This is a genomic window from Roseateles sp. GW821-FHT09G09 (genome assembly GCF_059415965.1).
On record NZ_JBWKOG010000004.1, the window covers coordinates 281037 to 306095 of the forward strand.

The window sequence follows — 25059 nt, forward strand, 5'->3', positions numbered from 1 at the left end:
AAGATCAGGAAGCGAGGATCAGGAAGCGAGCCGCTTCGCGAGGCGATACATGAATTCGTGGAAGTCGTTGAGCGACTTCACACGGATGTGTTCATTGAGCCCGTGCACGCCGCTGGGCTCCACGCCGGAGAAGGTGCCGACGCCGTAGGTCCAGATGCCGGCGTTGTTGAGGAAGCGGCCGTCGGTGGTCGCCACCAGCATCGTCGGGATCACCGGCACGCCGGGCCAGAACTCGGCGGCGGTGTTTTCGACCGCCTGGATCACGAGCGGCGACATCGGCGGCTGCGGCGAGGGCAGCGCCTCGTTGGTCGCGCGGACGGTGATGCACTCGTCGGCCATCACCTTCACGAGCGTCTTCTGCACCTCTTCGGCCGACTGGCCCGGCAGGATGCGGCAGTTGACGGTGGCGCGGGCGCGTTGCGGCAGCGCGTTCGTCGCATGGCCGGCATCGACCATCGTCGCCACGCAGGTCGTGCGCACGCTCGAGTTGTAGACCGGCGACTTCGCCCACAGCCGCTCCAGCGCCGCGGTGTCGGTCGGCTTCGCGAGCAGCCCGCGCAGGTCCGCGGCGATGTCCTTGTTGGCGTCGAGCTTGGCGACGCGCTCGAAGTAGGCGCGGGTCGTGTCGTTGAACTGGATGGGGAAGTCGAACTTCGCCAGCCGCGTCAACCCTTCGGCGAGCCGGTAGATGGCGTTGTCCCGCACCGGCACGGCGCTGTGGCCGCCGGGATGCGTCACTTCGAGCTCGTAGCCGACGAACACCTTCTCGCCGATCTGCAGGCTGTACGAGACCGGACGCTCGTCCTTGTCGAGCGTCCCGCCGCCGCCCTCGTTGAGCGCAAGCTCGGCGTCGATCAGCGCACGATGATGCTTGAGCAGATAGTCGAGGCCGTCCCACTTCGACGGGATGATCTCCTCGTCGCAGGTGAGCGCCATGATGATGTCGCGTTTCGGGACGAGCTGCTCTTCCTTGTAGCGGAGCATGTTGCTCACATGCGTGGCGACCTGCGACTTGTCGTCGGAGGTGCCGCGACCGTAGTAGACGCCGTTCTCCTCGACGAGCTTGAACGGGTCGCGGGTCCAGTCCTCGCGTTTCGCTTCGACGACGTCGAGGTGCGCGACCAGCAGCAGCGGGCGTTTCTCGCCGCTGCCCTTCAGGCGCAGGACGAGGTTGCCTTTCGTCGGCGCGTCCGGCGGGACGATCACCTGCAGGTCGCCGTCCGCATAGCCGGCCTGCTTGAGGCGCCTGGCCATCGCCTCGGCGGCGACGGTGCAGCTGCCCGCGGAGTTCGTCGTGTTGGTCTGGACGAGCTCCTTGAAGATCTCGTGGAAGCGGCGGAGCTCGCGCGGCGGTGTCGCGTCCGCGGCGAGCGCTTCGGCGCGGGGAATCAGGATCGCGAGCGCGACGGCGAGCGTCGACCAGGCACGGGTCATGGGCGTCTCCCTTCGGTGGTGGCGCGCGAAGGATACGCCCGCGTCCAGCCGGAAGACGCCCGGTCTTGTCAGTTGAAGAGACCGACGGCCAGCTCCGCCCACACGAGCAGGAAGACCGCCAGGATCGCGGCGCCGGCCCACCAGCGGCGACGCCGGTCAGCGGTGAGACGCACCGCCCCTTCGAACGCCCCGCAAGCCGCGACGAGCATGGCGCCGAACACGAGGAAGTCAGCCAGGTCCCAGCGCACTTCAGCGGTGACCTGCATGGCCGCCCAAGGCAGCACGAGCAGCAGCAGGGCGCCGCCCCAGAGGGCAATGCGCCACGTCGGTGATCGGGGGGTGGAAGGGTTCATCGGGGCTCCTCGGTGTGAGAGGCACAGTCTCGTCAGCAATGGTGAGGAGCCTGAGGGCTGACGGTGAAGTGACGGTGAAGCGTGTGTCGTCGGCTGACCCATTCTCACGGGGCTCGCGCAGAAGAGCGTCGATCTGCGCCCATGTGGGGCGGCTCGTCGGTGGACGAGATCGTGTGCAAGTAGGCGGGGTGGGCGCAAGGGTCAAGGCTTGACGCCACAATGATCCGCGGCTGTCGGTGCGACGGCTCGGAGATCCCATGCGTGTTGTCCCCTTCAAGATCCACGTCCCCGATGAGCGGCTGCTCGACCTGCGCGAGCGCTTGTCCCGGGTGCGTTGGCCCGTGTCGCTGGACGAGGCGGGATGGGCGGACGGCACGTCGCTGGCGTTCATGCAGCGCCTCGTCGCGCATTGGCGTGACCGCTTCGATTGGCGCGAGCAGGAGGCCAGGCTCAACACGTTCAGCCACTTCATGGCGACGGTCGATGGCGCCGACGTCCACTTCATCCATCACAAGAGCGCGGCGGCGAATGCCTTCCCCCTGGTCCTGACGCACGGCTGGCCCGGCTCGGTCGTGGAGATGACGCACATCCTCGGCCTGCTGACGGATCCGGCCGCGCATGGCGGTGACGCCGCCGATACCTTCGACGTGGTGGTGCCCTCATTGCCGGGTTATGGGTTCTCTCCCGCGCCCAAGACGACGGGCGTCGGGTCACGCGAGATCGCGGGCCTGTGGCACGGCCTGATGCAAGGCCTCGGCTACGAGCGCTTCGGCGCGCAGGGCGGCGACATCGGCGCGGGCGTGTCGACGTGGCTCGCGCGGCGCTTCCCGCGGGACGTCGTCGGCATCCACCTGAACTACATCCCCGGCGGTTTCCGGCCGCACGTCGACGAGCAGGCCGCGCCGCTCACGGATGAGGAGCGCGCCTTCCAGACGACGGCTGCCGGTTGGTACGCGGAGGAGGGCGCCTACGCCGCGCTGCAAGGCACCAAGCCGCAGACGCTCGCCTATTCGCTCGCGGACTCGCCGGTGGGCCTGGCGGCGTGGATCTCGGAGAAGTTCCGCTCGTGGAGCGACTGCGGCGGCGACCTCGAAAGCGTGGTGTCCATGGACGAGCTGCTCACCGACATCTCGCTGTACTGGTTCAACGACAGCATCACGGCCTCGCTGCGGCTCTACAAGGAGAACCGCGCGCGACCGCATGTCTTCGAGCCCGGCGAGCGCGTGACGCCGCCGATGGGCATGGCGCTGTTCCGGAAGGAGCTGCCGACGCCGCCGCGCTCGTGGGTCGAGCGCGCGTACGACGTGAAGCGATGGGAACTGATGCCGCGGGGCGGGCACTTCGCGGCGTTGGAGCAGCCTGCGTTGCTGGCGAGCGAGATCCGCGCGTTCTTCCGCCCGCTGCGATCACAACTGAACAAGGGATGACCGGCATGCGATTCGAACTGCCCGACGACAAGAAGCTCGTCCACGAAACGCGCATCCAGATCCGCTGGGGCGACATGGACGCGATGGGCCATGTGAACAACACGGTCTACTTCCGTTACCTGGAGATCGTTCGTGTGGAGTGGCTGGCCAGCCTCGGCCACCCGCCCAGCCCCGATGGGCAGGGGCCGGTGATCGTCAACGCGTTCTGCAACTTCCATAGGCAGCTCGCCTATCCGGGCGAGATCCTGGCGAAGCACTACGTGTCGAATCCCGGGCGATCGAGCTTCGACACGTGGATCACGCTGGAGCGGCTCGACGAGCCGGGCGTCATCTACGCCTCGGGCGGCGCGACGACCGTGTGGCAGGACGCCACCATCCAGAAGTCGGTGCCGTTGCCGGAGTGGCTGCGGCAGCATTTGGCCTGATCGGGCCGGCCACACCTTGCCACACCGTGCTCAACCCGCGTCGATCAGCCGCAGCAGCAAAGGCACGGCCCGGCTCAATTCCTCTCGCTCGCCAGGTGACAGCTTCTCGTCGATCGCCTGCGCGAGCCACTGGGCGCGGGCTTGACGGTCCTTCTCGACGGTGCGGCGGCCCGCAGCCGTCAGGCTCATCAGCCAACCCCGGCCATCAGCGGGATCCGGTTGCCGTCTGAGCAACCCGGCGTCCTCCAGACGCGCGACGACCAGCCGCATCGACTGATGGGTCACGCTCCGGCTTTCGGCCAGGCCCGCGATGCTCATCGGGCCGGCGTGGGCCAGATCCGCCAAGGCATCCGCTTGCGCATCGCGCGGTGTGCCGCTCTGGCTCCTGACCGAGCGGACGAAGCGCCCGATGGCGACTCGCAGCGATTCCGCGAGCGCCTCCGTCGACGTGTCGACCGAGGCCGGGCGGGCGGCGCCGCTCATGTCGACCTCAACTGCGCCAGCACGGCGCCGAGGGTATTCACGCCCCAGTGCTCGGCATAGCGCCCATCGCGCACGGCCACGATGTCGATGACTTCGATGCTGACGGCGCGTCCTGTCGCCGCCACGCCCATCAGCGTCCCGGTGTGCTGACCGCTCACGGTCTTTCGGGTGGTGACCTTGTCGCCTTCGCACAGCTGCTCATGGATGTCGACGCGCAAGTCGCTCAGGGCCGGGCGAAGCAGATGCTCGAAGGTATTCCACAGGCCGCTGCTGTCGCGCGGCGCCCCAGGCGGCGCTGACCAGTTGACGAAGTCAGGCGCCATCAGCGTCTCGAACACGTCGCGGCGACCTTGTTCGATCACCTCGCGGTTGAAGCGTTGCACGACCTGCTTGCGGGATGCGCTATCCATGTTCACTCCGATGAAACTCGTCGACGGGTGTGCCAACGACCTTCAGTATATACAGCTAAGCTGTATAAAAGTTGAAGACGGCAGATCCGGATCAACACGCGACGGATCCTCGGTCGATGGCGCCCGATGTACCGCGACGAGGATCTGGAGCCAACGAGCTGCATGGAACGCCCCTTGCCATACCGATCGATCCCCAACCACCGGATCCCGTCATGGACTCGATCAATCGCCAGCAGCCCGAGATCAACCGCGCCGACCTGAGCGGCGCCGACGCCATCGAGCGCGTCCGTGGCGCCGTGAAAAAGAATCAGACCTGCTTCTTCTGCACGGGCGTGAGCACCGGCGGGTCTCAGGCGACCCGCCCCATGGGGGCCTTGCAAGTCGATGACGCAGGTACGCTGTGGTTCATGAGCGCCTCGGACTCCCACAAGAATGCCGAGATCGCGCAGAACCCGCTGGTCTGGCTCTTCTTCCAGGCCTCGGAGCATTCAGGGTTCGTCACGCTGCACGGGCGTGCCACCGTCTCGCGAGACGCAGCCAAGATCGACGAGCTCTGGAGCCCGTTGATGAAGACATGGTTCACCGAAGGCAAGGACGACCCGCGCATCACCACCATCGCCGTGGCGCCGATGTCGGGCTACTACTGGGACAACAAGCACGGCGACATCGTCGCGGGGGCCAAGATGGCCATCGGTGCCGCGATCGGCAAGACGCTGGACGATTCCATCGAAGGGGAACTCCGGTTCTGAAAGGCTTCCCGGGGCCGTGCAGGGCCGGGCCAGGCCGGACAGGGCAGGCGCCGCGCTCAGTAGCCGGTCCTGCCCGAATTCTTTCGGCTTGACCTGGACGCGCTGAGATCCGCCCACACGGGTGCGTGATCGCTGGGACTTTCCGCTCCGCGTTCCCCGCGATCGACGCCGGCGGCCTTCACCTTGAAAGCCGCATTCACCAGGATGTGATCGATCCTCAGCCCGGCGTTGCGTTCCCACCGGTTCCGGCGGTAGTCCCAGAACGTGAACGGCGTGTCCTTCGGATGCGCCGTCTTCAACGCATCGGTCCAGCCCTGTTCCAGGATGGCCGCGAACGCCTCACGCGCTTCCGGCTGAAGCAGCGCGTTGTCTCGCCACGTGTCCGGCTTGTAGATGTCGGCATCCGTGGGGACGACATTCCAGTCGCCGAGCAGCACCGTGGGATGACCCGCGCGCCACAAGTCGTCGGCGCGACGGCGCATCCGCTCGAACCACGCCAGCTTGTAGTCGAACTTGGGGCCCGGGAACGGGTTGCCGTTGGGCAGGTAGAGCGCGGCCACCAGCACGCCGTTGACGGCGGCTTCGACGTAGCGGGCCTGCCTGTCCTGGGTGTCGCCGGGCAGGGCCTTCATCACGGGCAGTGGCGTGTGCCCGCGCGCGAGGAGGGCGACGCCGTTCCACGTCCTCTGTCCGACCACCACGGACTCGTAGCCGGCCTCGCGGAGCGCGTCGACCGGGAAGTCCTCCGTGGGGGTCTTCAGCTCCTGCAACGCGACCACGTCGGGCTGGCGCCGCGCCAGCCAGTCGAGCAACTGGCCGAGTCGCTTCCGGACGTTGTTGACGTTCCAGGTCGCGACGATCACGGCGCCACCGTCTCGGACCGTGGCGTGCCGCCTCAGATCGGCGAGGCCGCCACCAGATGCTCGGACAGGAACCACACCTGCAGCTCGTTGGTCCGCACCACGTCGCTGACCAGCAGGTCATCCGTGCCCGAGTCGCCGGCGTCGCTGGCCTTCTCGGCCTGCTCGCGCGCGTAGGTGAGGATCATCGTGTGCGCCTCGATGAGGCGGCTGAGCTGCACCGTGGCCGGCTCGCGACCGCGCGGCGGGCGGGGGATGCGCGTCTCCTCCGCGATGTCCGCGGCCATCGCCAGCGACACGCCGCCGAGGATCTGGATGCGCTCGGCCAGCAGGTCGACCAGCTCGACCTGGGCTTCGAAATGCTTGTCGAAGAGCAGATGCAGCTGGTTGAAGGTCGGCCCGACCACCTGCCAGTGATGCTTCTTGTACATGTCGCGCAGCGTGATGGTGTCGGCCAGCACCTGGTTGAGCGAGGTCACGCTCTTCTTGACGACTGCCTCGGGCAGCCCGTGCGGCATCTTGATGACCTCGCCGAAGCGCTGGGTCTCTTGCGACTGGGTCTTGACGGACTTGTCGATCGTCGGCGTCGTGGCGGCGTGCGCGGCGTCGACGCGACCGGACTTCGGGGGAGACTTCTTCTTGGTGGCCATGCGGAACTCCAAAGAGGTGGGAAGGATGCTGCCGAAGAGGGCAAGCGTCGATCCCGTGCACCGCGCGTGCCCGTGCTGCGGCGCTCTCCGGCGCAGGATCGGCTACTTGCGCCGGGTCAGCACTGCAGTCTTGTCATCCACCAGGCTGCCCTGCTTCCAGATGCCGACCGCGAGGAGCTGGCCGTCCTTGCTCCAGAGGAGCCCCGGACCGTCCAGCGTCCCGTCCTTGCTCTTCGCCATGAACAGCGCACCGTCGGCCACGCGGTAGAACTGGGTGATCGAGTTGGAAATGCCTTGGGTCCATTTCGCGAACCAGGTGTCTCCGTTCACCTTCTGAAGGACGCCTGCGCCATTGGGTTCTCCGTTGGCAAGTTCGCCCTCGAAGCTCCGGTTGTCGTTTCCGTTCGCGGCAATGCGCTCGTAGGTCACGACGCCGTATCCGAACAGGCCCGTGGATTTGGAGTCGGGCGCAAGCCGCCAACGACCGCTGAGCTGATTCCCTGCGGAATCACCGCTCGTGATGGTCCGCACGCCGGCGCCGATCGCCCATCCGCGCGAGTCCGTCTGCCCGCGGTAGACCCCCCCCGTGTCCTCGATCTCGGCGTGATTCTGACTGCCCGCACGGGCCCGCATCTGCGCGTCGTTGGCGTCGAGCGCGTTCTGGCGCGCAATCCGTTGTGCCGCCTCCGCCTCTTTCCTCATGTCGACGGCAGCCGTGAAGATGGCCTGGTACTCGGGCGGAAGGAAACTGACGTCCCATGCGTTGCTTACAGGCGCGTCGGGAATGGACGCGTACTTCCCCACGAACACGCGCGAGAAGTCCAGACGCGACGCGAGCACCACGCCGCGTCCATCCACCTTCTGCACGACCCCGAGGGGTTGACCGTCCTGCGTGACGAGCCCGCCGCTGAATCCTGGCTGGACCCGCCTCGCGCCGATGCTGGCGGCCTCCAGGGTGTCGACCGTGGCGCTCTCGAGAACGATCCGCGAGAAGATGGTCTCGCCGGTCGCCTCGTTGAAATAGCGCGTCCTGGCGATGCCGTCGCGCGCCAGCGACGCGTTGATGTTGCCGACGCGAAGCGGCGGACAGTCGACCAGCTCGATGTCCGGCCGCAGCACGGAGAGTTGGGCGTCGATGAACTCCTCCTTGACGCCGGCCTTCGCCCGGAAACTGGTGGGCTTGTCCGACGTGCGGCTCGAGCCGACGAGCTGGATGTCATCGCCGGGACGGGCGACATGTGCGGACGTCAGCACCAGGCAGTTGGGCTTCCCGTCCGGGTTCCTGAAGAGCACGCCTTGTCCCCGCGCGGTCGCCGTGAGGATGGCCACGGCCGGGTAGTCCGCCGACGCGCCGGGGTCGGCCGCACGGGCCGACGGACAGGCGCTCAGCACGGCGAGCATCGCCAGACCGCCCACGCGCTTGAGGTCACGGACGCGAGTCCGCGGGCGTGCCCCCGTTTTCCGATCGAAGCGTCTCATCGTCATGCTGACGTCCCTTTGGTCCCTTTGGTCACTTTGTCACTTTGTCACTTTGTCACTTTGTCACTTTGTCACTTTGTCACTTTGTCACTTTGTCACTTTGTCACTTTGGTCTGTCGGCTCTGTCGGCTCTGTCTGGCTTGTCCAGTCTGTCCGGTCTGTCCGGTCTGTCCGGTCTGTCCGGTCTGTCCGGTCTGTCCGGTCTGTCCGGTCTGCTGAGCCTGCTGGGCCTCCTTGGTCTCTTTCGGTGCCGACTCGAAGCTGCGCAGGACTTCCAGCAGCGCGAGCGCGAGGCTGACGATCAGCGCCCATGCCGCCCATTCCGCCTGCAGCTTGGCCCGGTCGAGGAAGGTCGGGGCCATGGCGAAGGTTGAACCGTCCCCGGCGCCCGGGGGCGTCAGCAGGACCTCGCTGCCCTGGAAGCGCAAGCTCAGGTCGAAGTGGGTGGGGCGGATCACGAGGATGCCCTCGGTGTCCGCCGCCCGGTGATCCAGGCCACGGAAGGTGAGCTGGTTGCCGATACCGACCGTCCGCTCGAACAAGACGGTCACATTGCCGCTCGGCCATTCGCGATGCTCGGCGGTGACCTGCGCGGTGCGCAAGACCTGGACCCGGTCGGCGGCCGTGGTGTCCTGGACGGGATGCCCCAGCGTCACGTTGCCGTTGAGCCGCAGGACGAGCCGGTCCTGGTCGGACGCGTCGCCCGGCTCGCCCGACGCGGCGGGCTTCCAGGAGATGACGACGTTGCTCGCGGCGACGGGGCTCTTCCCGGCGCACTGGACCGAGATGGGCGACGAGGGCGCGGACGCCACGTCGATGTAGGTGGGGTGGCGCTCGGCGGCCTTGGCGGTCCTGGCGCGGACCGCACCGGTCAAGGTCGCCTTGGCGGGGACGGTCAGCGCCGCTTCGCAGACGGTCTGCCTGCCCGCCGCGGTGAAGGCGACGTGCGCCTCGCCGATCCGGAGGTCCCGCGCCAGCGTGGCGGTGAGGTACTCCGTCTCCGCGACGACTCGGTACTGCGCCGCGCGCTTGTTCATCAGGAGCGAGCAGCCGACGGCAATGATGATGACCGTGTAGCCGACGACCAGGATGCTGGTGTAGGCGCGATAACGCGTCCCCGTCAGTCGGCGGGTCAGGCGTCGCCAGCTATCGGCCATCGCAGTCCCTTTGAAGGACCAGGGGGACCTCGGCGGAGACGACGCCGCCTTCCTTCCAGAGGACCTTGACCGGCGTCCGCGGCTTGCAGGTCGACCCGGGGAACTGGACGGGGCAATAACCGCCGTACACGTTCGCGCCGAAGGCATCGCGATCCAGCAGGCGGCTCACCGTGTCGCACCGGACCTCCGGCGCGCCATCCACGCGGATGGACGGGAGGCCGAAGCCGAAGCCGCCCACCGCGAGGTAGAGCGGCTCGGTGACATGGCCGCTCCAGCTTCCCACCAGGAGGGGCGCCGCCGCGCCGCATGTCCCGTTCACCGCCACGGAAGCACGGATCGCCAGCTCCGCGCTCACCGTGTTGGCGTCCTCGATGAACGCCCGGACTTCCGGCGAGCTGTCCAGGTCGAACCGCGCCGGTCCCTTGCCGGCGGGGACGCCGGCTTCAAAGTTGGCCTTGTAGCCGCCCTGGGCCCGGTTCACCTCCACGCAGACCTTCGTGTTGCGAGGGCCCACGCCCTCCAGGTAGAGCGTCGGGTCGGCCCTGCCGGCCGCCGGGAAGCGCACCCTCGAGACCGGCTCACCTCGCACGAATCCGTAGACGGCGTTGATCGCCAGGGGGCTGTTGACCTCGGTCGGCTGGAGCCGCTCGATGAGCGGCGGCCGACCCACCACCGTGGCCGGTCGACCCTGTGCGGGCGCGATGGCGGGCATCACGAGGGCCGCGAGTCCCAACAGCGGGCACGCGAAGCGTCCCTGGCGTTTCTCCGTCATCTGCTCCCCCCGAGTCTCAGGTTTGCGCTGATGGTCGCGCGGGCGCCCTCGGACTGTCCCAGCCGGGGCTGCTCAATGGCTGAGGATGATGCGGTGCGGAAACACGGTTCGCCGCTGGCGGTGCCCCTCCATTTGAGGGGGCCCGCCGCGCCCCTCGACTCACGTCACGTCGTTTCCCCCGCCCGGCTGAACAGCATCGCGTCCATCACCTTCATGTAGGCCTTGGCCGTCTTCGCTGCCGACGCCTGCACGCCCGTCGTGGCCTCGATGTCCGGCCCCATCACCGCCAGCGTGTTGGCCAGCGAGACCATCGCGTAATACAGCAGCACCGGTTCCCCCTTGGGCAGGTCGCCGGCCTTCTGCGCCGCCTTGATCAGCGGCCGCGCCAGGTCGAAGTGCGGCCGCAGGAAGTGCTGCGCCAGCCACGCCTGGCGGTCCTCGCTGTGCGTCCCCTCGCGCCGCTGCATCATGAAGCGGTGCAGGTGCGGCTGGTCCAGCGTGAACTGGAAATACGCGATGAACTCCTGCCGCAGCTGCCCGATCGCGGTCGCCGGCTTCGCTTGCCGGATCAATCCTTCGCGTGCCCGCGCGAGTTCCTCGTGGACCAGCATCGCCACGGCTTGCCACAGGACCTCTTTCGACTGAAAGTGGTAAGTGATCAGCTGATGCGTCAGCCCGCTCTGCTCCGCGATCGCACGCATGCTCGCCGCCTCGAAGCCGCGCTCGGCGAACTCCTTCAAAGCGGTCCGCAGAATCGTCTGCTTCGTGTCGGCCGAGCGCTGCTGTCCGCGGCGCCGCGGCGTGGAAGTATCCGGAGTGCTCATGCTCGACATCATGCCTTTGTCATGCGGCCTCACTACCTCGCCGGAGGTAGCTTGCGACCTTGAAATCCGGCTGCGTATCGCCCGTGTTTCCCGACTTGGTGCGTTGGTATCGATACCGCTGCGCCGACCTCCACAAGGGCATCAATTCGACACACATTAAAACTTGCCGCATGGCAAAACAAACGCGGACACTCGCGCCGCTTGCCCCTCCCAGGAGGGACAGGCGGTGTGGCGCGTCGATGGGCGGCGCGTGCACCGGACCCAGCCAGGTCCACCGAAGCGCCACGGGCACCACCCCGCGGCACCCAACGCACCCACAGGCACGGGAGGGAACCACCATGGAGTTCAAGCAACTCGGCATCTTGATGGGCAGGGCAGTTGTCCCTGCCCTGCTGGGTAGTGCGCTGCTCGCCGCATGCGGCGGCGGCAACGGCCAGCAGGACGGCGGCGTCCAGATCGCCTCCGACGACAGCGGCGGCAACGCCGACGCCGCCGCGCGCGCCAAGCGCATGGCCGGCGACAACGGCACCGAGACGGCGCTGACGCCCGTCTCCGCCACCGGCAGCTCGATGGAGCGCGGCGACCTGAACGGCGCCAAGGCCATCGACAAGGACGACAACAGCCGCTGGGGCTCCGCGTTCACCGACAACGAATGGCTGACCCTGGACTACGGCAGCAGCGTCGCCATCACGCGCGTGCGCATCAACTGGGAAAACGCCCACGCGAAGAAGTACCTGCTGCAGACGTCCGAGGACAACAAGACCTGGACCACGATCAGGACGGTGGAGAACAGCCCGGGCGGCGTCGAGGACCTGAAGGACCTCGGCGGCCAGGGCCGCTACCTGCGCGTGCAGGGCGTGACGCGCTCGACGGGCTATGGCTACTCGATCTTCGAGATCCAGGCCTTCACCGGCACGCCGGTCCCGCCGACCACCCCGACGGACCCGACCACGCCGACGAATCCGACCGATCCGACGACGCCGACCAACCCCACCACGCCCACCACGCCCACGCAGCCGACGGACCCCGTCGGCGACACCAGCAAGCCGGGCGTGGCGATCAAGCCCACGGCGGCGATCTCGTCGACCCCCGAGAACGACGGCCTCTCCGCGAAGAACACCATCGACGGCAACCTGTCGACGCGCTGGGCGTCCAAGGCCGAAGACGGCGCCTGGATCCAGTACGACTTCGGCACGGCGCAACCGCTGGGCTACATGAAGCTGGTCTGGGAGAACGCCTACGGCAAGGCCTATGAGATCCAGATCTCGGACGACGGCAAGGCCTGGACGCGTCTGCGCAACCAGCCGGCCGGCAAGGGCGGCACCGAGGAGTACTTCAACCTCGGCGTGAAGACGCGTTTCGTCCGCCTCCAGGGCGTGACCCGCGCGACCAATTACGGCTACTCGCTGTTCGAGGTCGAGTTCAAGACCGTCGGCAGCGACAACAGCATCCCGACCACGACGACGACGCCGTTCTCCTTCCCGGTCAACGGCGTGAATGCGGCGCCGCTGTTCAACCCGCAGGCCCCGATCGAGCAGATCCAGTTCACGCTGCCCGATGGAACGCTGGTCACGCGTTTCGGCCAGCGTGGCGTCGGCCGTCACGGTCGCGAGCGCGGCGAGGACTGGAACGAGATCGGCTTCGGACCCAACGAGACCGTGGATGCCAACGGCAACCCGGTGGACAAGGGTCCGGGCAACTACATGAACTTCGTCGCGAACTATTTCAAGAATCGCACCTGGGGCGTGGAGTTCATCGACAACAGCCGCGTCGCGGGCGTCACCAAGCCGCGTCTGATCGTCAACCAGTACTTCCCGCAGGCGCAGCGCGGCGGCGGCCATTCCTTCTTCCGCCGCATCGACGATCCGAACGTCACCGGCTACGGCTGGATGTCGCCGGGTCAGCTGCTGGATCCGACCACCTACACGGACGGCTTCGTCGACAAGACCTCCTGCCCGGTGGTGCCCAAGCCGCCGCAGAACGCCCTGGCCAAGCCCGACTCGGGCTACAAGGGCATCATCGGCGCCAACGACGGCTGTTCCGTGGTGCTGGACAACATGCCGGGTCACACCGATCTGGCGCCCAACGCCAACGGCGTGCTGGTGCCCAACGGCGTCAACATCCCGGCGCGTCCGCTGCAGCTGGGCGAGGCGATCGAGTTCACCGGCTCGTTCTTCTCCAGCCGCGCCGCGATGGACGCGATCGGCGACAAGGGCGACTACCGCTACTACACCAGCGAAGTCATCTACGTCATGGGTGCGGGCCTGCGTCCGTGGTACGGCGTCCAGCCGCGCCTGAACAGCGTGCCGCTGCCGGACGCCGTCCTGTCGGGCGGCCTGGGCTCCGTGTCGTACAACTACTCGGACGAAGGCTGGCGCATGTTCCAGCAGCCGTTCAACAACATTGGCATGCAGAACCTGCAGCGATTCGTTGAAGGCCGCCGCGCGGTGCACAGCAGCTTCGTGACCGGGCAGCACATCGAGCCGGGCAACGATCCGATGACCTCGATCCAGAACCTGGCGGGCACGCGCTTCAACGCCACGGCCTGCGTGCAGTGCCACACCAACAACGGTCGCAGCCCCGCGCCGTTCACGGTGGACCAGCGCCTGGACAAGATGGCCTTCCACGTCGCGGTGAAGGCGGCGGACGGCTCGATCCGTCCGGACCCGCGCTACGGCTCGGCGATCCAGATGAACTCGACCTCGCCCACCGGCGCGCCGCAGGACTGGGGCAACGCGGTGAAGGTCGCGGGCTTCGAGACCAGCAGCGTGACGTTGGGGGACGGCTCGAAGGTCGAGCTGCGCAAGCCGAAGTTCGCCTTCGACGGTCCCACGCCGCAGCTGTGGTCGGCGCGCGCCGCGCTGCCGCTGCTGGGTGTCGGCCTGCTGGAAGCGGTGCCTGAAGCGGACATCCTGGCCCGTGCGCGCACGTCGCCGGACGCGGACGGCGTGGTGGGCAAGGCCAACTTCACCTTCGATCCGGAAACCGGCGCCACGCGTCTGGGCCGCTTCGGCTGGAAGGCGTCCAAGGCCAGCATCCGTCACCAGGTGGCCAACGCGCTGCTGAACGACATGTCGGTGACCTCGCCGGTGTACCCGAACCGCAGCTGCGCGACCGACCCGCAGGGTTGCCGCACGGCGCCGGCGCAGAAGGGCATCCAGGAAGCCGACCTGAGCGCGCTGACGCAGTACATGCAGCTGCTGGCCGTGCCGGCCCAGCGGAGCATCCCGAGCGGATTCCCGAAGGGTGTGGCGCCGACGGACGAGCATCGCGTGGATGCGGTCCAGGTGGCCAACGGCCGCAAGGTGTTCGACGCGCTGCGTTGCGCGGCCTGCCACACGGCGGAGATGAAGACGGGCAAGAACCATCCGTTCGCGGAACTGCGTGACCAGACCATCCGTCCGTTCACCGACCTGCTGCTGCACGACATGGGCCCGGCCCTGGCGGACAACCTGCCGGAAGGCCAGGCGCAGGGCGCGATGTGGCGGACGACGGCGCTGTGGGGCATCGGCTACACGGAGAAGGTCGCCCAGGGTCAACCGGTCGGCTACCTGCATGACGGCCGCGCCCGCAACTTGACCGAAGCCATCCTGTGGCACGGCGGCGAAGGCGAGAAGTCGCGTCAGCGCTTCGAGCAGCTGTCCAAGGCGGATCGGGACGCGCTGCTGGCGTGGCTGAAGACGCTGTGATGAGAACTTGAAGGAACGGGCGCCTCGCGCGCCGATTCATCAAGCAGAAGGCCGTGGCTCATGCCACGGCCTTTTTTCGTTCTGGGGCCGCTTCCGTGTCCCATGGCAGACTGGGGAGACCATGAAGAAACTCATCATCTCTGGAAGCCTCGCCGCCGCGTTGCTCGGCGTGCCGGGTATCGGTCGGTGCGCGGAGATCGTCCTCGAGCAGTCCGCGGTCCAGTCGCTGCTGGTCGAAGGGCTATTCAAGGAGGAAGGGAAGCTCCATCTGCAGAAGGGCGCCTGCTTCGCCTATCTCGAGGATCCCAAGGTGTCGCTCCAGAGCGGGCGCGTGATCATCCGGGTCCATCTCAACAGCAAGTTGGGTGTGCCCTCGGGACGGGACTGCCTCGGCGTCGCGTTGGCGAGCTGGGCGACCGTGTCAGCGGCTCCCGTCGCGCAGGGTCACGTCGTGCGCTTGACCGAGATCCGTGTGGACGAGGTCGAAGATCCCAATACGCGCAGCCTCTTGAACCTAGGCCTCGCGCCGGCGTTGCCCGGTGCCGTCGAATTCGATGTGAAGCAGGCGGTCGAGGAGATGCTCAAGGGCTCAGGGAGCCGCATGCAAGGCGAAGTGCAGGCGCTCAAGATCGACTCGGTGAAGGCCGGGGACAACAAGCTGTCGATCAACTTTGATTTCAAGCTGGTGGGGAGATGACCAGCTCTAGGAAGCTTGCGGCTTGAGCGGTTCGCCGATGCATGAGGCGACCTCACGCATGTCCACGCAGGCGCTTTTGGGCAACGCCGCACGGCGCTCGAGGAGGGAGACGTATGTTTGGATTGCTTCGAGGTACCAAGCCAGCTCTGGAGTCCGCAAATGGGACTGAGTGCCGTGAGGGACCGTGGAGAACTATTGTTGCGTATTGGCGGCGATCAGGCATGGCGATTCGGCCGGGAGTTTCCGTGGCGGCAGTCGAGGCGTTTCAAGTCAAAAACGGAGTCGCACTTCCAGCTGACGTGCTGGCGTACCTGATGACTGTCGACGGAAGCAGCGATGGCCACATGGATGTTGACCTGGTCCGCTTCTGGCCGCTCGGCGAATTCGTCCCAGTTCACGAGGAACTGGACGAGCGGGGTGGCGTCATCTATCCGGACCGGTTCGCCTACCCAGACTGTTTTGTCTTCGCAGACTACCTCGTCAATTCGTGGCTCTACGCCGTCAAGCTCACAGCCGACTCAAAGCAGCCAGCGCCTGTCTACCGCGTGACGGCCAGCGACCCTCCTGGCGAGCAGATGTCAGCATCGTTCAAAGAGTTCATGGCGAACTACGCGGCCAAACCTTCCAGCATCGTGTGAACTGCAGTGTGGCAGGGCGCGATGTCAAGCTGACTTCGCAGCACGCATGTTGGTCAGGCCGGCGACCGGCGAGAGAATGAGAGCTTGCCCCCGCGTGGCGGAACAGGTCTCAGCGGCCATAGGGTGGCCGTGCCACCAATCAAGACCACGGTGAAGACGCTTGCTGCATAGAGGATGTTGATACCGCTCAGCCATTCGGAAAGGAGTAGGGCCGCCATCAGCAACAGCTCCACGGTCGCACCGACCAAGAGCGTCGCGACGGACGGCAGATAGCTCAGTTCCTCACAGCGGGGACATCGAACAGGCCTGCGCAGGTCGGACCGAAGTGCTGCAAGCAGCGGTATTGCGCGAGCAGCGCAATGTGGGCACTGCTTCATGATGAGCAGCCTTGGTCACGAGTCCGCGGCCCACAGACCACTCCAGAATCCAGGTGCAGTCGAAAGGGTTCCCACCCGTCTGGCGGGTCCCACTCGGCATCGCCGAAGACCAGGCCGTCTTGGACTCGCTGAACGATGACACCATCGACCGCAAGTTCAGATCTCCGCCAAAGTAGGCGGCCAGTTCCGTCGAAGCGCAGTGACTCTGACGCTCCTAGGCTGATCCCAACAGCCGCAACGACAGACGCATTCGCACCTGCGGGGCCACACGATACGAAGCGCTCGGCGTCGTGCCAGTCGCCGGCGTCCTCGGCGGTGATGGAGCTTGCCTGCATGTTCATGGCTCACCAGTCTACCGAGGAGCATTCCGTCGACTTTCAAAGCAGAAGCGGGACCAGCTCCATCCGATCCCGCCCCTTGCGCTTCGACGCGTAGAGTGCTTCATCGGCCTGCTTGAGCCAGTGCGACAGCTCCGCGTCGGGCTGATCGGACAAGGTCGCGCCGATGCTCAGGGAGACCCGCTCCGGTGTCACGAACATCCCGCGCGCGTGCTCCGCGAATGCCTCGCGCAACGCCTGGCTCAGCGCCTGCACAGTGGCGTCGGAGACGCCGCGCAGCAGGATGACGAACTCGTCCCCGCCCAGACGCGCGGCCAGCGCATCCGGGGGCAGTGCCCCGCGGATGAGGTCGCTCAGCGCCACCAGCAGGCGGTCGCCGGCGTCGTGGCCGTGCAGGTCGTTGACCTGCTTGAAGTGGTCGATGTCGATCAGCAGGAGGGCGCAGGGGCGGGACGGGGAGGCCTGCGCCAGCAGCGCCGGTGCGCGCAGGTAGAGCGCGCGGCGGTTGTCCAGGCCGGTGAGCGGGTCGCGTGCGGCAAGCTCCGCGATGCGTTCCTCGCGACGATGGCGCTCGGTGCCGGTCATCGAGATGGCGAGCAGCATGATCGCCATCGCACCCTCGACCAGTGAGAGCAGGATCACCGCACCGCGGAAGCCGGCCAGGTTGACGAAGGCCTCGGGTGCCAGGGTCGACCCGGCCTTGGCGAGGTAGAACAGACCGTGGGCCAGCAGGACGAAGCGCAACTGCGCCTCCCCCAGGCTCAACACGCCGCCGTGCGGACGCAGCAGGAGGCCAGCGCGCAGGGTGATGACGGCGATCAGCAGCGACTGGGTTCCCAGCATCACCTTGGACCACCACGGCCCATCGGGCAGAAACAGCATCGCCAGCCAGACGATGGCCAGCAGCCACCAGGTGCGTGGCAACCGGGTGCGCGTGAATCCTGCGACGCCGGCCAGGAACAACCAGTGGGCGGCGATCAGCAAGCCGTTGGGGAACCAGATGCCGAGCAGCACATGGCCGCTGGAGCGCAGCAGGGCCAGCACGCTACCCACGGCGATGATGGTGAACCCCGCGCTCCAGAGCAGCAGCGAACGTTCGCGCACGCTGCGCCATTCCGCGGCCAGGCACAGCGCCGAGGCGGCCGCCATGGCGGCGGTGAGGACGAGCAGGGTGAAGGGATCGAGAACCATGGGCGATGGATGGATCGGTGGCTAGGTCTTGCCGACGACCTTGAGGTCGCGGAAGTCCAGCGCGTCACCGCGTTTGCTGATGACCGCGAGTCTTCCAACGGTCTGTCCCGTTGCATTCTCGACCAGACGCGAATGACGTTCGCCCCGAGCGAACAGGTTGTCCTCGCCCCACTGGCGCAGGGCCACCACGACCGGGAACAGCGTCTCTCCCTTGGCCGTCAGCACGTACTGCTGATAGGCCGAGCCGTCCGTCGCTGGCTGGACCTCCAGCACGCCTTCAGCGACCAGCGCTTTCAGCCGCGTTGCCAGGATGTTCTTTGCCACGCCCAGGCTGGTCTGGAAATCGCCGAAGCGGGTGGTCGTACCCGGAGACCTGGTGTACGTTCAGGGCACTCATTCCTTTGAGGACTTGAAGGGCTCGCCTGTTCCGGCCCTTGCCGTGCGGGGTACTCGGTCTGCCAACAAGGTGGAAGTCCGCTTCGACTTTGACCGCCGGGAGGCAACCTCAATGTCCGCATACACCGGTTGGCTGAACGGGAGGCGGAACGTCGGCAGCTTGGTTCACGTCAAAGAAATCGAGCGTCGCGGCGAAAAGTTGCGACTCATCGGCACCGTCATCGCCATGCGCACGCCACTCGATGAATTGAAGACGCGAGGCTACGAGGACGGCCTGTACAGGTCGGGCTTGATTGGCGACCGATGGGGTGCTCACGACGAGGACGATGACCAAGACTGCAGTGCCCGGGATGAAGAGACCGCCCGCTCTTTACCGTCTACGTGATGAAGGACGACCCCAAAACGCTGTGGGACTACCGGCACAGCGGCTGCGCCGAGCGCTTCTGGAGGTAGTCGTACAGCCGCGCCATGTGAAGGCGCATCGAGCCGCTCAAGGCCTTCACACGCAACTTGAATGGCTACCTGCCCAGGCATCCTGTCGCGCTGCCGATGGCCCTGGGGGACCAACCTTGTCGAGGGCAACGACAAGATCAAGGGCATCAAACGCATGGCCTAGGGCTTCCGCAATGACGACTACTTCTTCCTCAGGATCCCGGAACTGAATCTCGGAGATCTGAGCGCGATGCGTGTGCGTGATCTCAAAACCAGTGGCGTTGGCAAAGGGGCTTTTGACCAAGGGCCTTTCCGCGACTCCGCACACCTCCCAACACACTAGCCATCGGCGACTTCTCCAGATGCGCCAAGTGGATGCAACTGCTCAACCGGAAGGTCGAGATTTTCCGACCTCGGTGGCACCCACTGCTTCTGGTTGATGGCTTCTAAATCGTCGACCATGCGCAGAATCTCGTCTTCGCTGACCTGGAACGGTCGCCCGCCAAGGTCACTGAAAGAGACTTCGAATTGCTGGCCTAAGCGGCTGGGCGGCGCCCCGCCGGGCGGTGCGGGGCGCTCGCCGCCCAAAGCAGGCTTTCGCGCATTGTGGGCGGCTCTTCTCGAGCCTAGAGTGCCTGCACGGCGCGTACGCCGCCTCGAAAAGCCACTCCGGAGAAGCCATTCATGAGGAAGCTGTCTGCACTTGCGTGCTGCGCGGTGCTGGTCGCCGTGCCGGGTCTTGCCCGGGCCAATCCTGCGCTTGCGCAGAAGAAGGACTGCATGGCCTGCCACGCCGTCGACAAGCGGCTCGTGGGCCCCTCGTTCAAGGACGTCGCGGCGAAGTACGCAAAGCGGGACGCGCCGCCGCGGAACTCGCGTCGCGCATCGGCAAGGGCAGCTCGGGACGGTGGGGTCCCGTGCCCATGCCGGCCAATCCACAGGTGAGCGCCGAGGGGGCCCAGGCGCTCTCCACCTGGATCATGGAACAAGGAGGCAAGCCATGACCATGACCGAGTTGAACGTCAACAACCGCCAACTGCGCGCGGACGTCGAGGGCGACACGCCGCTGCTGTGGGTGCTGCGCGAGGAGCTGCAGCTCACCGGCACGAAGTACGGCTGCGGCGTCGCGCAGTGCGGCGCCTGCACGGTGCACATGGACGGCGTGGCGCTGCGCTCGTGCGTGATGCCGGTCAGCGCGCTGCCGGCCACCGCGAAGATCGTGACGATCGAAGGGCTGGGACAGACGCGGCTCAAGGTCGTGCAGGACGCGTGGGCCGAGCTGGACGTCGCGCAATGCGGCTACTGTCAGCCCGGGATGATCATGGCCGCGGCCGCCCTGATCGCCCAGACGCCCGATCCCAGCGACGAGGACATCCGCTCGGGCATCACCAACATCTGCCGCTGCGGGACCTACCCGCGCGTGCTGGCCGCGACCAAGCTGGCCGCCCAGCGCCTGCGCGGCGCGGGAGCACAGCGATGAGCGCCGCAATCAAGCACGCCGCAGAATCGACTGCCGCAGCCACGAGCACCGCAAACACGAGCGCTGCCGCGACGGCCGCGACGGGCGCGACGGGTGCGACGGGTGCGACGGGTGCGACGCGTGCGACGCGGCGCCATTTCCTGAAGGCGACCGGCCTCGTGTCGGGCGGCCTCGCTCTCGAGTTCACGCTGCCCGTGACCAGCGCGGTGGCGCAAGCGCAGACGCCAGCCCAGGCACCGTCGCCGGGCGCTGCGCCGACGGGCGAGGTGACCGCCTGGCTGCTCATTCATCCCGATGAGTCCGTCGTCATTCGCATCGCCCGCGCGGAGATGGGGCAGGGCACCTTGACCGGGCTGGCGCAGCTCGTGGCCGAGGAGCTCGAGTGCAACTGGGCCAACGTCCGCTTCGAGCTGGTGAAGCCCGGCGCCAACCGGGCGCGTGCCCGCGTGTGGCGCGACATGGGCACGGGCGGGTCGCGCGGCATCCGCGGCTCGCAGGACTACGTGCGCAAGGCCGGCGCGGCCGCGCGCTCGATGCTGGTCAGCGCGGCCGCCCAGCAGTGGGCCGTGCCCGTCGCCGAATGCACCGTGGACAGCGGCACCATCCGGCACGCGGCCTCCAGGCGCCAGACCACCTTCGGCGCCGTCGCCGCGGCCGCCAACAAGCTGCCGATTCCCGAGGACGTCGTCCTGAAGGACCCGTCGCAGTGGCGCATCGCCGGCAAGCCGCTGAAGCGGCTCGACACTGCGGACAAGCTCAACGGCTCGCTGGTCTACGGCATGGACCTGCGCCTGCCCGGGATGATCGTCGCGCTGCCCAAGGCCTGTCCGGTCCACGGCGGCACGCTGGTGAGCTTCGACAAGCAGGCCGTGTTGAAGATGCCGGGCGTGCGCGACGTGATCAAGGTCGATGACGCCACCGTCGCCGTGCTCGCGGACCGCTTCTGGCAGGCCAAGCGCGCGCTCGATGCCTTGCCCATCGTCTGGGACAAGGGGCCGAACGCGTCGGTCAGCAGCGCCTCGATCGCTGCGCTGATCGGCGAGGGGCTGCAAGGCGACACACCCTTCGTCGGCAATCGCCAGGGCGATGCGAAGGCGCAGCTGCAGGGCGCCTCGCGCGTGATCGAGGCCGACTACGGCACCCCGTTCCAGAACCACGCGCCGATGGAGCCGCTGTCCGCCACGGTGCAGTGGACCGCGCAGCGCTGCGACGTCTGGGCGCCGACGCAGGTCGCGGAAGCGGCGCTCGCGACGGTGGCCGATGCCGCCGGGCTCGACATCGCCGCCTGTGAAGTCCATCCCATGCGCATCGGCGGCAGCTTCGGTCGACGTCTGGCGACCGACTACCTCGCCATGGCGGTGCGCATCGCCAAGCAACGTCCGGGCGTGCCGGTGAAGATGATGTGGACGCGCGAGGAAGACATGCTCCAGGGCCGCTTCCATCCGGTCACACAGTGCCGTCTGCGTGCGACGCTCGATGGGCAGGGGCGCATCGGCGCGCTGCACATGCGCATCGCGGGGCAGTCGATCACGTCCTTCGTCAATCCGAAGGCGATCACGGCCAACGGCGACGCCACCGTCTTCCAGGGGCTGCTGGCGGACTCGCCCGAAGGGCACTTCGGCTACGAGGTGCCGCATCTGCTCATCGACCACGCGATGCGCAATCCGCATGTGCGGCCCGGCTACTGGCGCGGGGTCAACACCAACCAGAACGCGATCTACAGCGAGTGCTTCATCGACGAACTCGCCCACGCCGCCGGCAAGGATCCCTTCGAGTTCCGCAAGCAGCACATGGCCAAACGGCCCAAGCACCTCGCGGTGCTGCAGGCGGTGGCCGACAAGGCCGGATGGTCCAGGCCGGTGCCCAAGGGCGTGTTCCGCGGCATCGCGCAGTACATGGGCTTCGGCAGCTACACGGCCGCCGTCGCGGAGGTCTCCGTGAAGGACGGGCAACTGAAGGTGCTCCGGATCGTCGCGGCGACCGATCCGGGCCACGTCGTCAATCCTCAGCAAGTGGAGGCGCAGGTGGCGGGATCCTTCGTGTACGGCCTGGGCGCGGCGCTCTTCGGCGGCAATACGGTGAAGGACGGCGCCATCGCGGAGACCAACTTCGATACCTACGGCGTCATGCGCCTGTTCGACATGCCCGCGGTGGAAGTGATCGTCATGCCGTCGGGCGGCTTCTGGGGCGGCGTCGGCGAACCGACGATCGCGGTGGCCGCGCCGGCCGTGTTGAACGCGGTGTTCGCGGCCACGGGCAAGCGGATCCGGCAGCTGCCGCTGAAGGACACCGACCTGTCGAAGGCGTGACCGGAGGCCTGCGGGGGCCCATCCGCAGGCGCTAATGCGGCGTCGATCCGAGCGTCGAGGCGGTGAGACCGGACGGAAATTGCGGCTATTGACCGATCGGTCCAATACGCCGTAGCATCCGTCCCATGCCCCGCGAACGCCGATTTTCCGAAGCCGAAGTGCTGGAGCGTCTGACCGACGTCTTCGCCACGCACGGCTATGCCAGCACCAGTCTCGCGCTCCTGCAAGAAGCGACCGGGCTGGGCAAGCAGAGCCTGTACAACACCTTCGGCGACAAGCAGGCGATGTACCTGCAGGCGATCGACTGCGCGGTGCAGCGTGCCGCGAACACCGTCGCCGCCGTGCAGGCGGCCGAGACCGGCCGGGCGGCCATCGAGGTGTACTACGACGCGATGGTCGCGAGCTGCGCCAGCGACAACCCTGTCGAGAAGCACTGCATCGTCACCGGAGGCCTGCTGGAAGGCCTCTCCGACGCGCCGCTCGCCTGGGCGCTGACCAGCCGCTGGCAGGCCACGCACGAGTTGCTGCGCGTCGCGGTCGAACGGGGGCAGCGCGACGGCTCGATCGTCAGCCAGACGCCGTCGGCGGAACTCGCCGAGCTCCTCATCGCGTTGACCAGCGGGCTGCGTGTCGCCGCGCAGGCGGGGCGTACCCGCGCGCAGATGGAGCGCTCCGTGGCGCTCGCGTTGAGGGTGCTCGACATGGCGTGATCCGGTCCGTTCGTCTGATCCGCGCCTGATCCCCCTGTGATGCATCGCTGAGGTAACCGTGATGCATCGGTGATGCATCGGTGAAGCACCGCTGAACCATTCCTGATTTTCCTCCGGCCGCGCGAGCGGCCTTTCTTTCCCCTTAATTTGACCGATCGGTCTATTTGGAGCACATCATGAGCAAGTCCCTGGCAGGAAAGATCGCCCTGATCACCGGCGCATCGCGCGGCATCGGCGCCGCCATCGCGCAACGTCTGTCCGCCGACGGCGCGGAGGTGGTGCTGCACTACGGCAGCGGCCGCGACGAGGTGGAGACGCTGGCCGCGTCGCTGCGCGCCGCCGGCGGCAAGGCCCATGTGGTGCAGGCCGACCTGTCCGCGGTCGACGGCGGGCAGCAGCTGGTCGCGCGCGTGACCGCGCTGCAGCTGCCGCGCATCGACGTCCTGGTCAACAACGCCGGCATCGCCGTCTTCGCCGGCCTGGCCGACACCAGCGTCGAGGACTTCGAGCGGCTGGTCAGCGTCAACATGCGCAGCCTGTTCCAGGTCACGAAGGGCGTGGTGCCGGTCATGCCCGATGGCGGCCGCGTCATCAACATCGGCACGGCGGCGACGCGCATTGCTTTCCCCGGCATCACGGCCTACTCCGCGAGCAAGGGCTTCGTGGACGCGCTCAGCCTGCAGCTCGCGGCCGAGCTGGGCCCGCGCAGCATCACGGTCAACGTGGTCGCGCCGGGGGCCATCGACACGCGCATGAGCGCCTGGATCAACGAGCCGGGCGGCAAGGAGACGCTGGCTCAGGTGCAGGCACTGCCGGGCGTCGGCAAGCCGGAGTTCGTGGCCGGGGTGGTCGCCTTCCTCGCCGGACCTGACGGCGCCTGGACGACGGGCCAGATCGTCGACGCGAGCGGCGGCACGAAGCTGTGATCGTCGCGTAGCGTGACGCGCGAGGCGCGAGGCGCGAGGCGCGAGGCGCGAGGCACGAGGCACGAGGCGCGAGGCGCGAGGCGCGGTGCCTGAGGCGGGGCCTTGCGCCCGTTGCGCTGCGCGCATCGCTGCTTTGCGGTGGCGGACCTTGCCCGCGGTCGACCGGGTCGTGACACTGGCGGCGCGCCGTTCCCATGAGGCCCACGAAGCTTCGGGGAACGGCGCATTCACCACCACTGGAAGACTCATGCCCGGATTGAACCAGCCCTGGGGCCTCTTGTGCCTGATCGCCACCTGCCTCGCCTCGGCCAGCGTGCCGGCCACGGTCGGCGCCGCGCCGGCCGACAGCGCTCCGGTGGCCTCGACGCAGCTCCTCAAGGACACCCACGTGAACGCCCCTTCGCCCGAAGACCAGACCCTGATCCTCCAACTGCTCACGCAGTACACGAGCAGCGTGAACGACGGCGACGCCCGGCGTTTCGAATCGCTGCTGCTGGATCAGAGCATCCCGTTCTCCGGCGTCTCGAAGGACTTCGGCGCGTCCGCCGGCGTGGCGAGCGTGCAGAACTATCAAGGCTTCAAGCAGGCCCTCTTCGGCGACGGGAAACGCTTCAAGCAGCGCCATTCGAACGTGAAGATCGAGCAGGTCGGCCTGCTGGCGCAGGTCTCGCTCGACTACGAAACCGCGCTGCAGGACGAGGCGTACAGCGGCAAGGGCTGGAAGGTGCTCCACCTGCTGAAGGTCGGCGGCCACTGGAAGATCGCCAGCGAGTTCTACGTCGGCTATCCCAAGTGACACTGTCGCGCGATACGGTGCGCGTGATTCAATCGCCACCCGATCGATCCTGATCGT

23 protein-coding genes and 2 pseudogenes are annotated in these 25059 nt (G+C 67.3%); 13 read left to right on the top strand and 12 right to left on the bottom strand.

The window, feature by feature from the left end; translation table 11 throughout:
- Positions 1-18: 18 nt before the first annotated feature.
- Both AC07O8_RS12740 and AC07O8_RS12745 read right to left on the bottom strand, forming a co-directional pair.
- Positions 19-1434: a M20/M25/M40 family metallo-hydrolase gene (locus tag AC07O8_RS12740; protein ID WP_495048372.1), complete on the bottom strand. Its 1416-nt coding sequence runs from the start codon at positions 1432-1434 to the stop codon at positions 19-21.
- A gap of 68 nt (positions 1435-1502) precedes the next feature.
- Positions 1503-1787 carry a hypothetical protein gene (locus AC07O8_RS12745; protein ID WP_495048373.1) on the bottom strand — a complete coding sequence of 95 codons (285 nt, stop codon included), beginning with the start codon at positions 1785-1787 and terminating at the stop codon, positions 1503-1505.
- A 257-nt stretch (positions 1788-2044) separates the two neighbouring features.
- On the opposite strand from AC07O8_RS12745, the gene AC07O8_RS12750 reads away from it, so the two are divergent.
- Together AC07O8_RS12750 and AC07O8_RS12755 are read left to right on the top strand one after the other, a co-directional pair.
- The gene (locus tag AC07O8_RS12750; RefSeq protein WP_495048374.1) at positions 2045-3214 is read left to right on the top strand and encodes an epoxide hydrolase family protein; all 1170 of its coding nucleotides are present in this window, start codon (positions 2045-2047) and stop codon (positions 3212-3214) included.
- Positions 3215-3219: 5 nt separating this feature from the next.
- The gene (locus AC07O8_RS12755) at positions 3220-3639 is read left to right on the top strand and encodes an acyl-CoA thioesterase (protein ID WP_495048375.1); all 420 of its coding nucleotides are present in this window, start codon (positions 3220-3222) and stop codon (positions 3637-3639) included.
- A 30-nt stretch (positions 3640-3669) separates the two neighbouring features.
- Here the strand turns inward: AC07O8_RS12755 and AC07O8_RS12760 are convergent, their stop codons facing one another.
- Together AC07O8_RS12760 and AC07O8_RS12765 are read right to left on the bottom strand one after the other, a co-directional pair.
- The gene (locus AC07O8_RS12760; protein WP_495048376.1) at positions 3670-4122 is read right to left on the bottom strand and encodes a MarR family winged helix-turn-helix transcriptional regulator; all 453 of its coding nucleotides are present in this window, start codon (positions 4120-4122) and stop codon (positions 3670-3672) included.
- Positions 4119-4532, bottom strand: a complete 414-nt coding sequence (locus tag AC07O8_RS12765) for an ester cyclase (RefSeq protein WP_495048377.1) — start codon at positions 4530-4532, stop codon at positions 4119-4121. The genes AC07O8_RS12760 and AC07O8_RS12765 overlap by 4 nt, the downstream gene beginning before the upstream one ends.
- A 212-nt stretch (positions 4533-4744) precedes the next feature.
- Here AC07O8_RS12765 and AC07O8_RS12770 point away from each other — a divergent pair, with 212 nt between their 5' ends.
- Positions 4745-5281 carry a pyridoxamine 5'-phosphate oxidase family protein gene (locus AC07O8_RS12770; RefSeq protein ID WP_495048378.1) on the top strand — a complete coding sequence of 179 codons (537 nt, stop codon included), beginning with the start codon at positions 4745-4747 and terminating at the stop codon, positions 5279-5281.
- Positions 5282-5337: 56 nt separating this feature from the next.
- On the opposite strand, the gene AC07O8_RS12775 is transcribed toward AC07O8_RS12770, so the two are convergent.
- The 6 genes from AC07O8_RS12775 to AC07O8_RS12800 all read right to left on the bottom strand — a co-directional run bounded on the left by AC07O8_RS12775 (position 5338) and on the right by AC07O8_RS12800 (position 11023).
- Complete coding sequence (locus AC07O8_RS12775; protein WP_495048379.1) at positions 5338-6144, bottom strand: exodeoxyribonuclease III; 807 nt, start codon at positions 6142-6144, stop codon at positions 5338-5340.
- A 32-nt stretch (positions 6145-6176) separates the two neighbouring features.
- On the bottom strand, positions 6177-6791 hold the full coding sequence (locus AC07O8_RS12780; RefSeq protein WP_495048380.1) for a Dps family protein: 615 nt from the start codon (positions 6789-6791) through the stop codon (positions 6177-6179).
- A 102-nt stretch (positions 6792-6893) separates the two neighbouring features.
- Positions 6894-8276, bottom strand: coding sequence for an MORN repeat-containing protein (locus AC07O8_RS12785; RefSeq protein ID WP_495048381.1), 1383 nt, complete (start codon positions 8274-8276; stop codon positions 6894-6896).
- An 89-nt stretch (positions 8277-8365) separates the two neighbouring features.
- Positions 8366-9427, bottom strand: a complete 1062-nt coding sequence (locus tag AC07O8_RS12790; protein WP_495048382.1) for a hypothetical protein — start codon at positions 9425-9427, stop codon at positions 8366-8368.
- A complete protein-coding gene (locus AC07O8_RS12795) occupies positions 9417-10199 on the bottom strand; it encodes a hypothetical protein (protein ID WP_495048383.1) in 783 nt (260 codons plus the stop codon). The genes AC07O8_RS12790 and AC07O8_RS12795 overlap by 11 nt, the downstream gene beginning before the upstream one ends.
- A gap of 164 nt (positions 10200-10363) precedes the next feature.
- A complete protein-coding gene (locus tag AC07O8_RS12800; protein WP_495048384.1) occupies positions 10364-11023 on the bottom strand; it encodes a TetR/AcrR family transcriptional regulator in 660 nt (219 codons plus the stop codon).
- Between the two features lie 338 nt (positions 11024-11361).
- Here AC07O8_RS12800 and AC07O8_RS12805 point away from each other — a divergent pair, with 338 nt between their 5' ends.
- The 3 genes from AC07O8_RS12805 (at position 11362) to AC07O8_RS12815 (ending at position 16047) form a co-directional block, all read left to right on the top strand.
- Positions 11362-14712 carry a di-heme oxidoredictase family protein gene (locus tag AC07O8_RS12805; RefSeq protein WP_495048385.1) on the top strand — a complete coding sequence of 1117 codons (3351 nt, stop codon included), beginning with the start codon at positions 11362-11364 and terminating at the stop codon, positions 14710-14712.
- Between the two features lie 121 nt (positions 14713-14833).
- A complete protein-coding gene (locus tag AC07O8_RS12810; RefSeq protein WP_495048386.1) occupies positions 14834-15409 on the top strand; it encodes a hypothetical protein in 576 nt (191 codons plus the stop codon).
- A gap of 245 nt (positions 15410-15654) precedes the next feature.
- Positions 15655-16047 carry an SMI1/KNR4 family protein gene (locus AC07O8_RS12815; RefSeq protein ID WP_495048387.1) on the top strand — a complete coding sequence of 131 codons (393 nt, stop codon included), beginning with the start codon at positions 15655-15657 and terminating at the stop codon, positions 16045-16047.
- 754 nt (positions 16048-16801) lie between these two features.
- Here the strand turns inward: AC07O8_RS12815 and AC07O8_RS12820 are convergent.
- Together AC07O8_RS12820 and AC07O8_RS12825 are read right to left on the bottom strand one after the other, a co-directional pair.
- The gene (locus tag AC07O8_RS12820) at positions 16802-17953 is read right to left on the bottom strand and encodes a GGDEF domain-containing protein (RefSeq protein WP_495048388.1); all 1152 of its coding nucleotides are present in this window, start codon (positions 17951-17953) and stop codon (positions 16802-16804) included.
- 21 nt (positions 17954-17974) lie between these two features.
- Positions 17975-18307, bottom strand: a pseudogene (locus AC07O8_RS12825) (winged helix-turn-helix transcriptional regulator); the annotation flags it as partial.
- A 154-nt stretch (positions 18308-18461) separates the two neighbouring features.
- On the opposite strand from AC07O8_RS12825, the gene AC07O8_RS12830 reads away from it, so the two are divergent.
- The 7 genes and pseudogenes from AC07O8_RS12830 to AC07O8_RS12860 all read left to right on the top strand — a co-directional run bounded on the left by AC07O8_RS12830 (position 18462) and on the right by AC07O8_RS12860 (position 25002).
- A complete protein-coding gene (locus AC07O8_RS12830; protein ID WP_495048389.1) occupies positions 18462-18734 on the top strand; it encodes a hypothetical protein in 273 nt (90 codons plus the stop codon).
- A 731-nt stretch (positions 18735-19465) separates the two neighbouring features.
- Positions 19466-19785, top strand: a pseudogene (locus AC07O8_RS12835) (c-type cytochrome).
- Positions 19786-19787: 2 nt separating this feature from the next.
- Positions 19788-20261, top strand: coding sequence for a (2Fe-2S)-binding protein (locus AC07O8_RS12840; RefSeq protein WP_495048640.1), 474 nt, complete (start codon positions 19788-19790; stop codon positions 20259-20261).
- The gene (locus AC07O8_RS12845; protein ID WP_495048390.1) at positions 20258-22570 is read left to right on the top strand and encodes a xanthine dehydrogenase family protein molybdopterin-binding subunit; all 2313 of its coding nucleotides are present in this window, start codon (positions 20258-20260) and stop codon (positions 22568-22570) included. Before AC07O8_RS12840 ends, AC07O8_RS12845 begins: the two co-directional genes overlap by 4 nt.
- A gap of 125 nt (positions 22571-22695) precedes the next feature.
- Complete coding sequence (locus AC07O8_RS12850) at positions 22696-23280, top strand: TetR/AcrR family transcriptional regulator (RefSeq protein ID WP_495048391.1); 585 nt, start codon at positions 22696-22698, stop codon at positions 23278-23280.
- A gap of 176 nt (positions 23281-23456) precedes the next feature.
- Positions 23457-24206: an SDR family NAD(P)-dependent oxidoreductase gene (locus tag AC07O8_RS12855; protein ID WP_495048392.1), complete on the top strand. Its 750-nt coding sequence runs from the start codon at positions 23457-23459 to the stop codon at positions 24204-24206.
- Between the two features lie 247 nt (positions 24207-24453).
- Entirely contained in the window at positions 24454-25002 is a 549-nt protein-coding gene (locus AC07O8_RS12860; RefSeq protein WP_495048393.1) for a nuclear transport factor 2 family protein, read from the top strand.
- Positions 25003-25059 lie beyond the last annotated feature (57 nt).

Bases quoted from the DNA above. Each gene is read 5' to 3' on its own strand.
- AC07O8_RS12740 (WP_495048372.1), bottom strand. From the start codon at position 1,434: ATGACCCGTGCCTGGTCGACGCTCGCCGTCGCGCTCGCGATCCTGATT.
- AC07O8_RS12745 (WP_495048373.1), bottom strand. From the start codon at position 1,787: ATGAACCCTTCCACCCCCCGATCACCGACGTGGCGCATTGCCCTCTGG.
- AC07O8_RS12750 (WP_495048374.1), top strand. From the start codon at position 2,045: ATGCGTGTTGTCCCCTTCAAGATCCACGTCCCCGATGAGCGGCTGCTC.
- AC07O8_RS12755 (WP_495048375.1), top strand. From the start codon at position 3,220: ATGCGATTCGAACTGCCCGACGACAAGAAGCTCGTCCACGAAACGCGC.
- AC07O8_RS12760 (WP_495048376.1), bottom strand. From the start codon at position 4,122: ATGAGCGGCGCCGCCCGCCCGGCCTCGGTCGACACGTCGACGGAGGCG.
- AC07O8_RS12765 (WP_495048377.1), bottom strand. From the start codon at position 4,532: ATGGATAGCGCATCCCGCAAGCAGGTCGTGCAACGCTTCAACCGCGAG.
- AC07O8_RS12770 (WP_495048378.1), top strand. From the start codon at position 4,745: ATGGACTCGATCAATCGCCAGCAGCCCGAGATCAACCGCGCCGACCTG.
- AC07O8_RS12780 (WP_495048380.1), bottom strand. From the start codon at position 6,791: ATGGCCACCAAGAAGAAGTCTCCCCCGAAGTCCGGTCGCGTCGACGCC.
- AC07O8_RS12785 (WP_495048381.1), bottom strand. From the start codon at position 8,276: ATGACGATGAGACGCTTCGATCGGAAAACGGGGGCACGCCCGCGGACT.
- AC07O8_RS12790 (WP_495048382.1), bottom strand. From the start codon at position 9,427: ATGGCCGATAGCTGGCGACGCCTGACCCGCCGACTGACGGGGACGCGT.
- AC07O8_RS12795 (WP_495048383.1), bottom strand. From the start codon at position 10,199: ATGACGGAGAAACGCCAGGGACGCTTCGCGTGCCCGCTGTTGGGACTC.
- AC07O8_RS12800 (WP_495048384.1), bottom strand. From the start codon at position 11,023: ATGAGCACTCCGGATACTTCCACGCCGCGGCGCCGCGGACAGCAGCGC.
- AC07O8_RS12805 (WP_495048385.1), top strand. From the start codon at position 11,362: ATGGAGTTCAAGCAACTCGGCATCTTGATGGGCAGGGCAGTTGTCCCT.
- AC07O8_RS12810 (WP_495048386.1), top strand. From the start codon at position 14,834: ATGAAGAAACTCATCATCTCTGGAAGCCTCGCCGCCGCGTTGCTCGGC.
- AC07O8_RS12820 (WP_495048388.1), bottom strand. From the start codon at position 17,953: ATGGTTCTCGATCCCTTCACCCTGCTCGTCCTCACCGCCGCCATGGCG.
- AC07O8_RS12830 (WP_495048389.1), top strand. From the start codon at position 18,462: ATGTCCGCATACACCGGTTGGCTGAACGGGAGGCGGAACGTCGGCAGC.
- AC07O8_RS12840 (WP_495048640.1), top strand. From the start codon at position 19,788: ATGACCGAGTTGAACGTCAACAACCGCCAACTGCGCGCGGACGTCGAG.
- AC07O8_RS12845 (WP_495048390.1), top strand. From the start codon at position 20,258: ATGAGCGCCGCAATCAAGCACGCCGCAGAATCGACTGCCGCAGCCACG.
- AC07O8_RS12850 (WP_495048391.1), top strand. From the start codon at position 22,696: ATGCCCCGCGAACGCCGATTTTCCGAAGCCGAAGTGCTGGAGCGTCTG.
- AC07O8_RS12855 (WP_495048392.1), top strand. From the start codon at position 23,457: ATGAGCAAGTCCCTGGCAGGAAAGATCGCCCTGATCACCGGCGCATCG.
- AC07O8_RS12860 (WP_495048393.1), top strand. From the start codon at position 24,454: ATGCCCGGATTGAACCAGCCCTGGGGCCTCTTGTGCCTGATCGCCACC.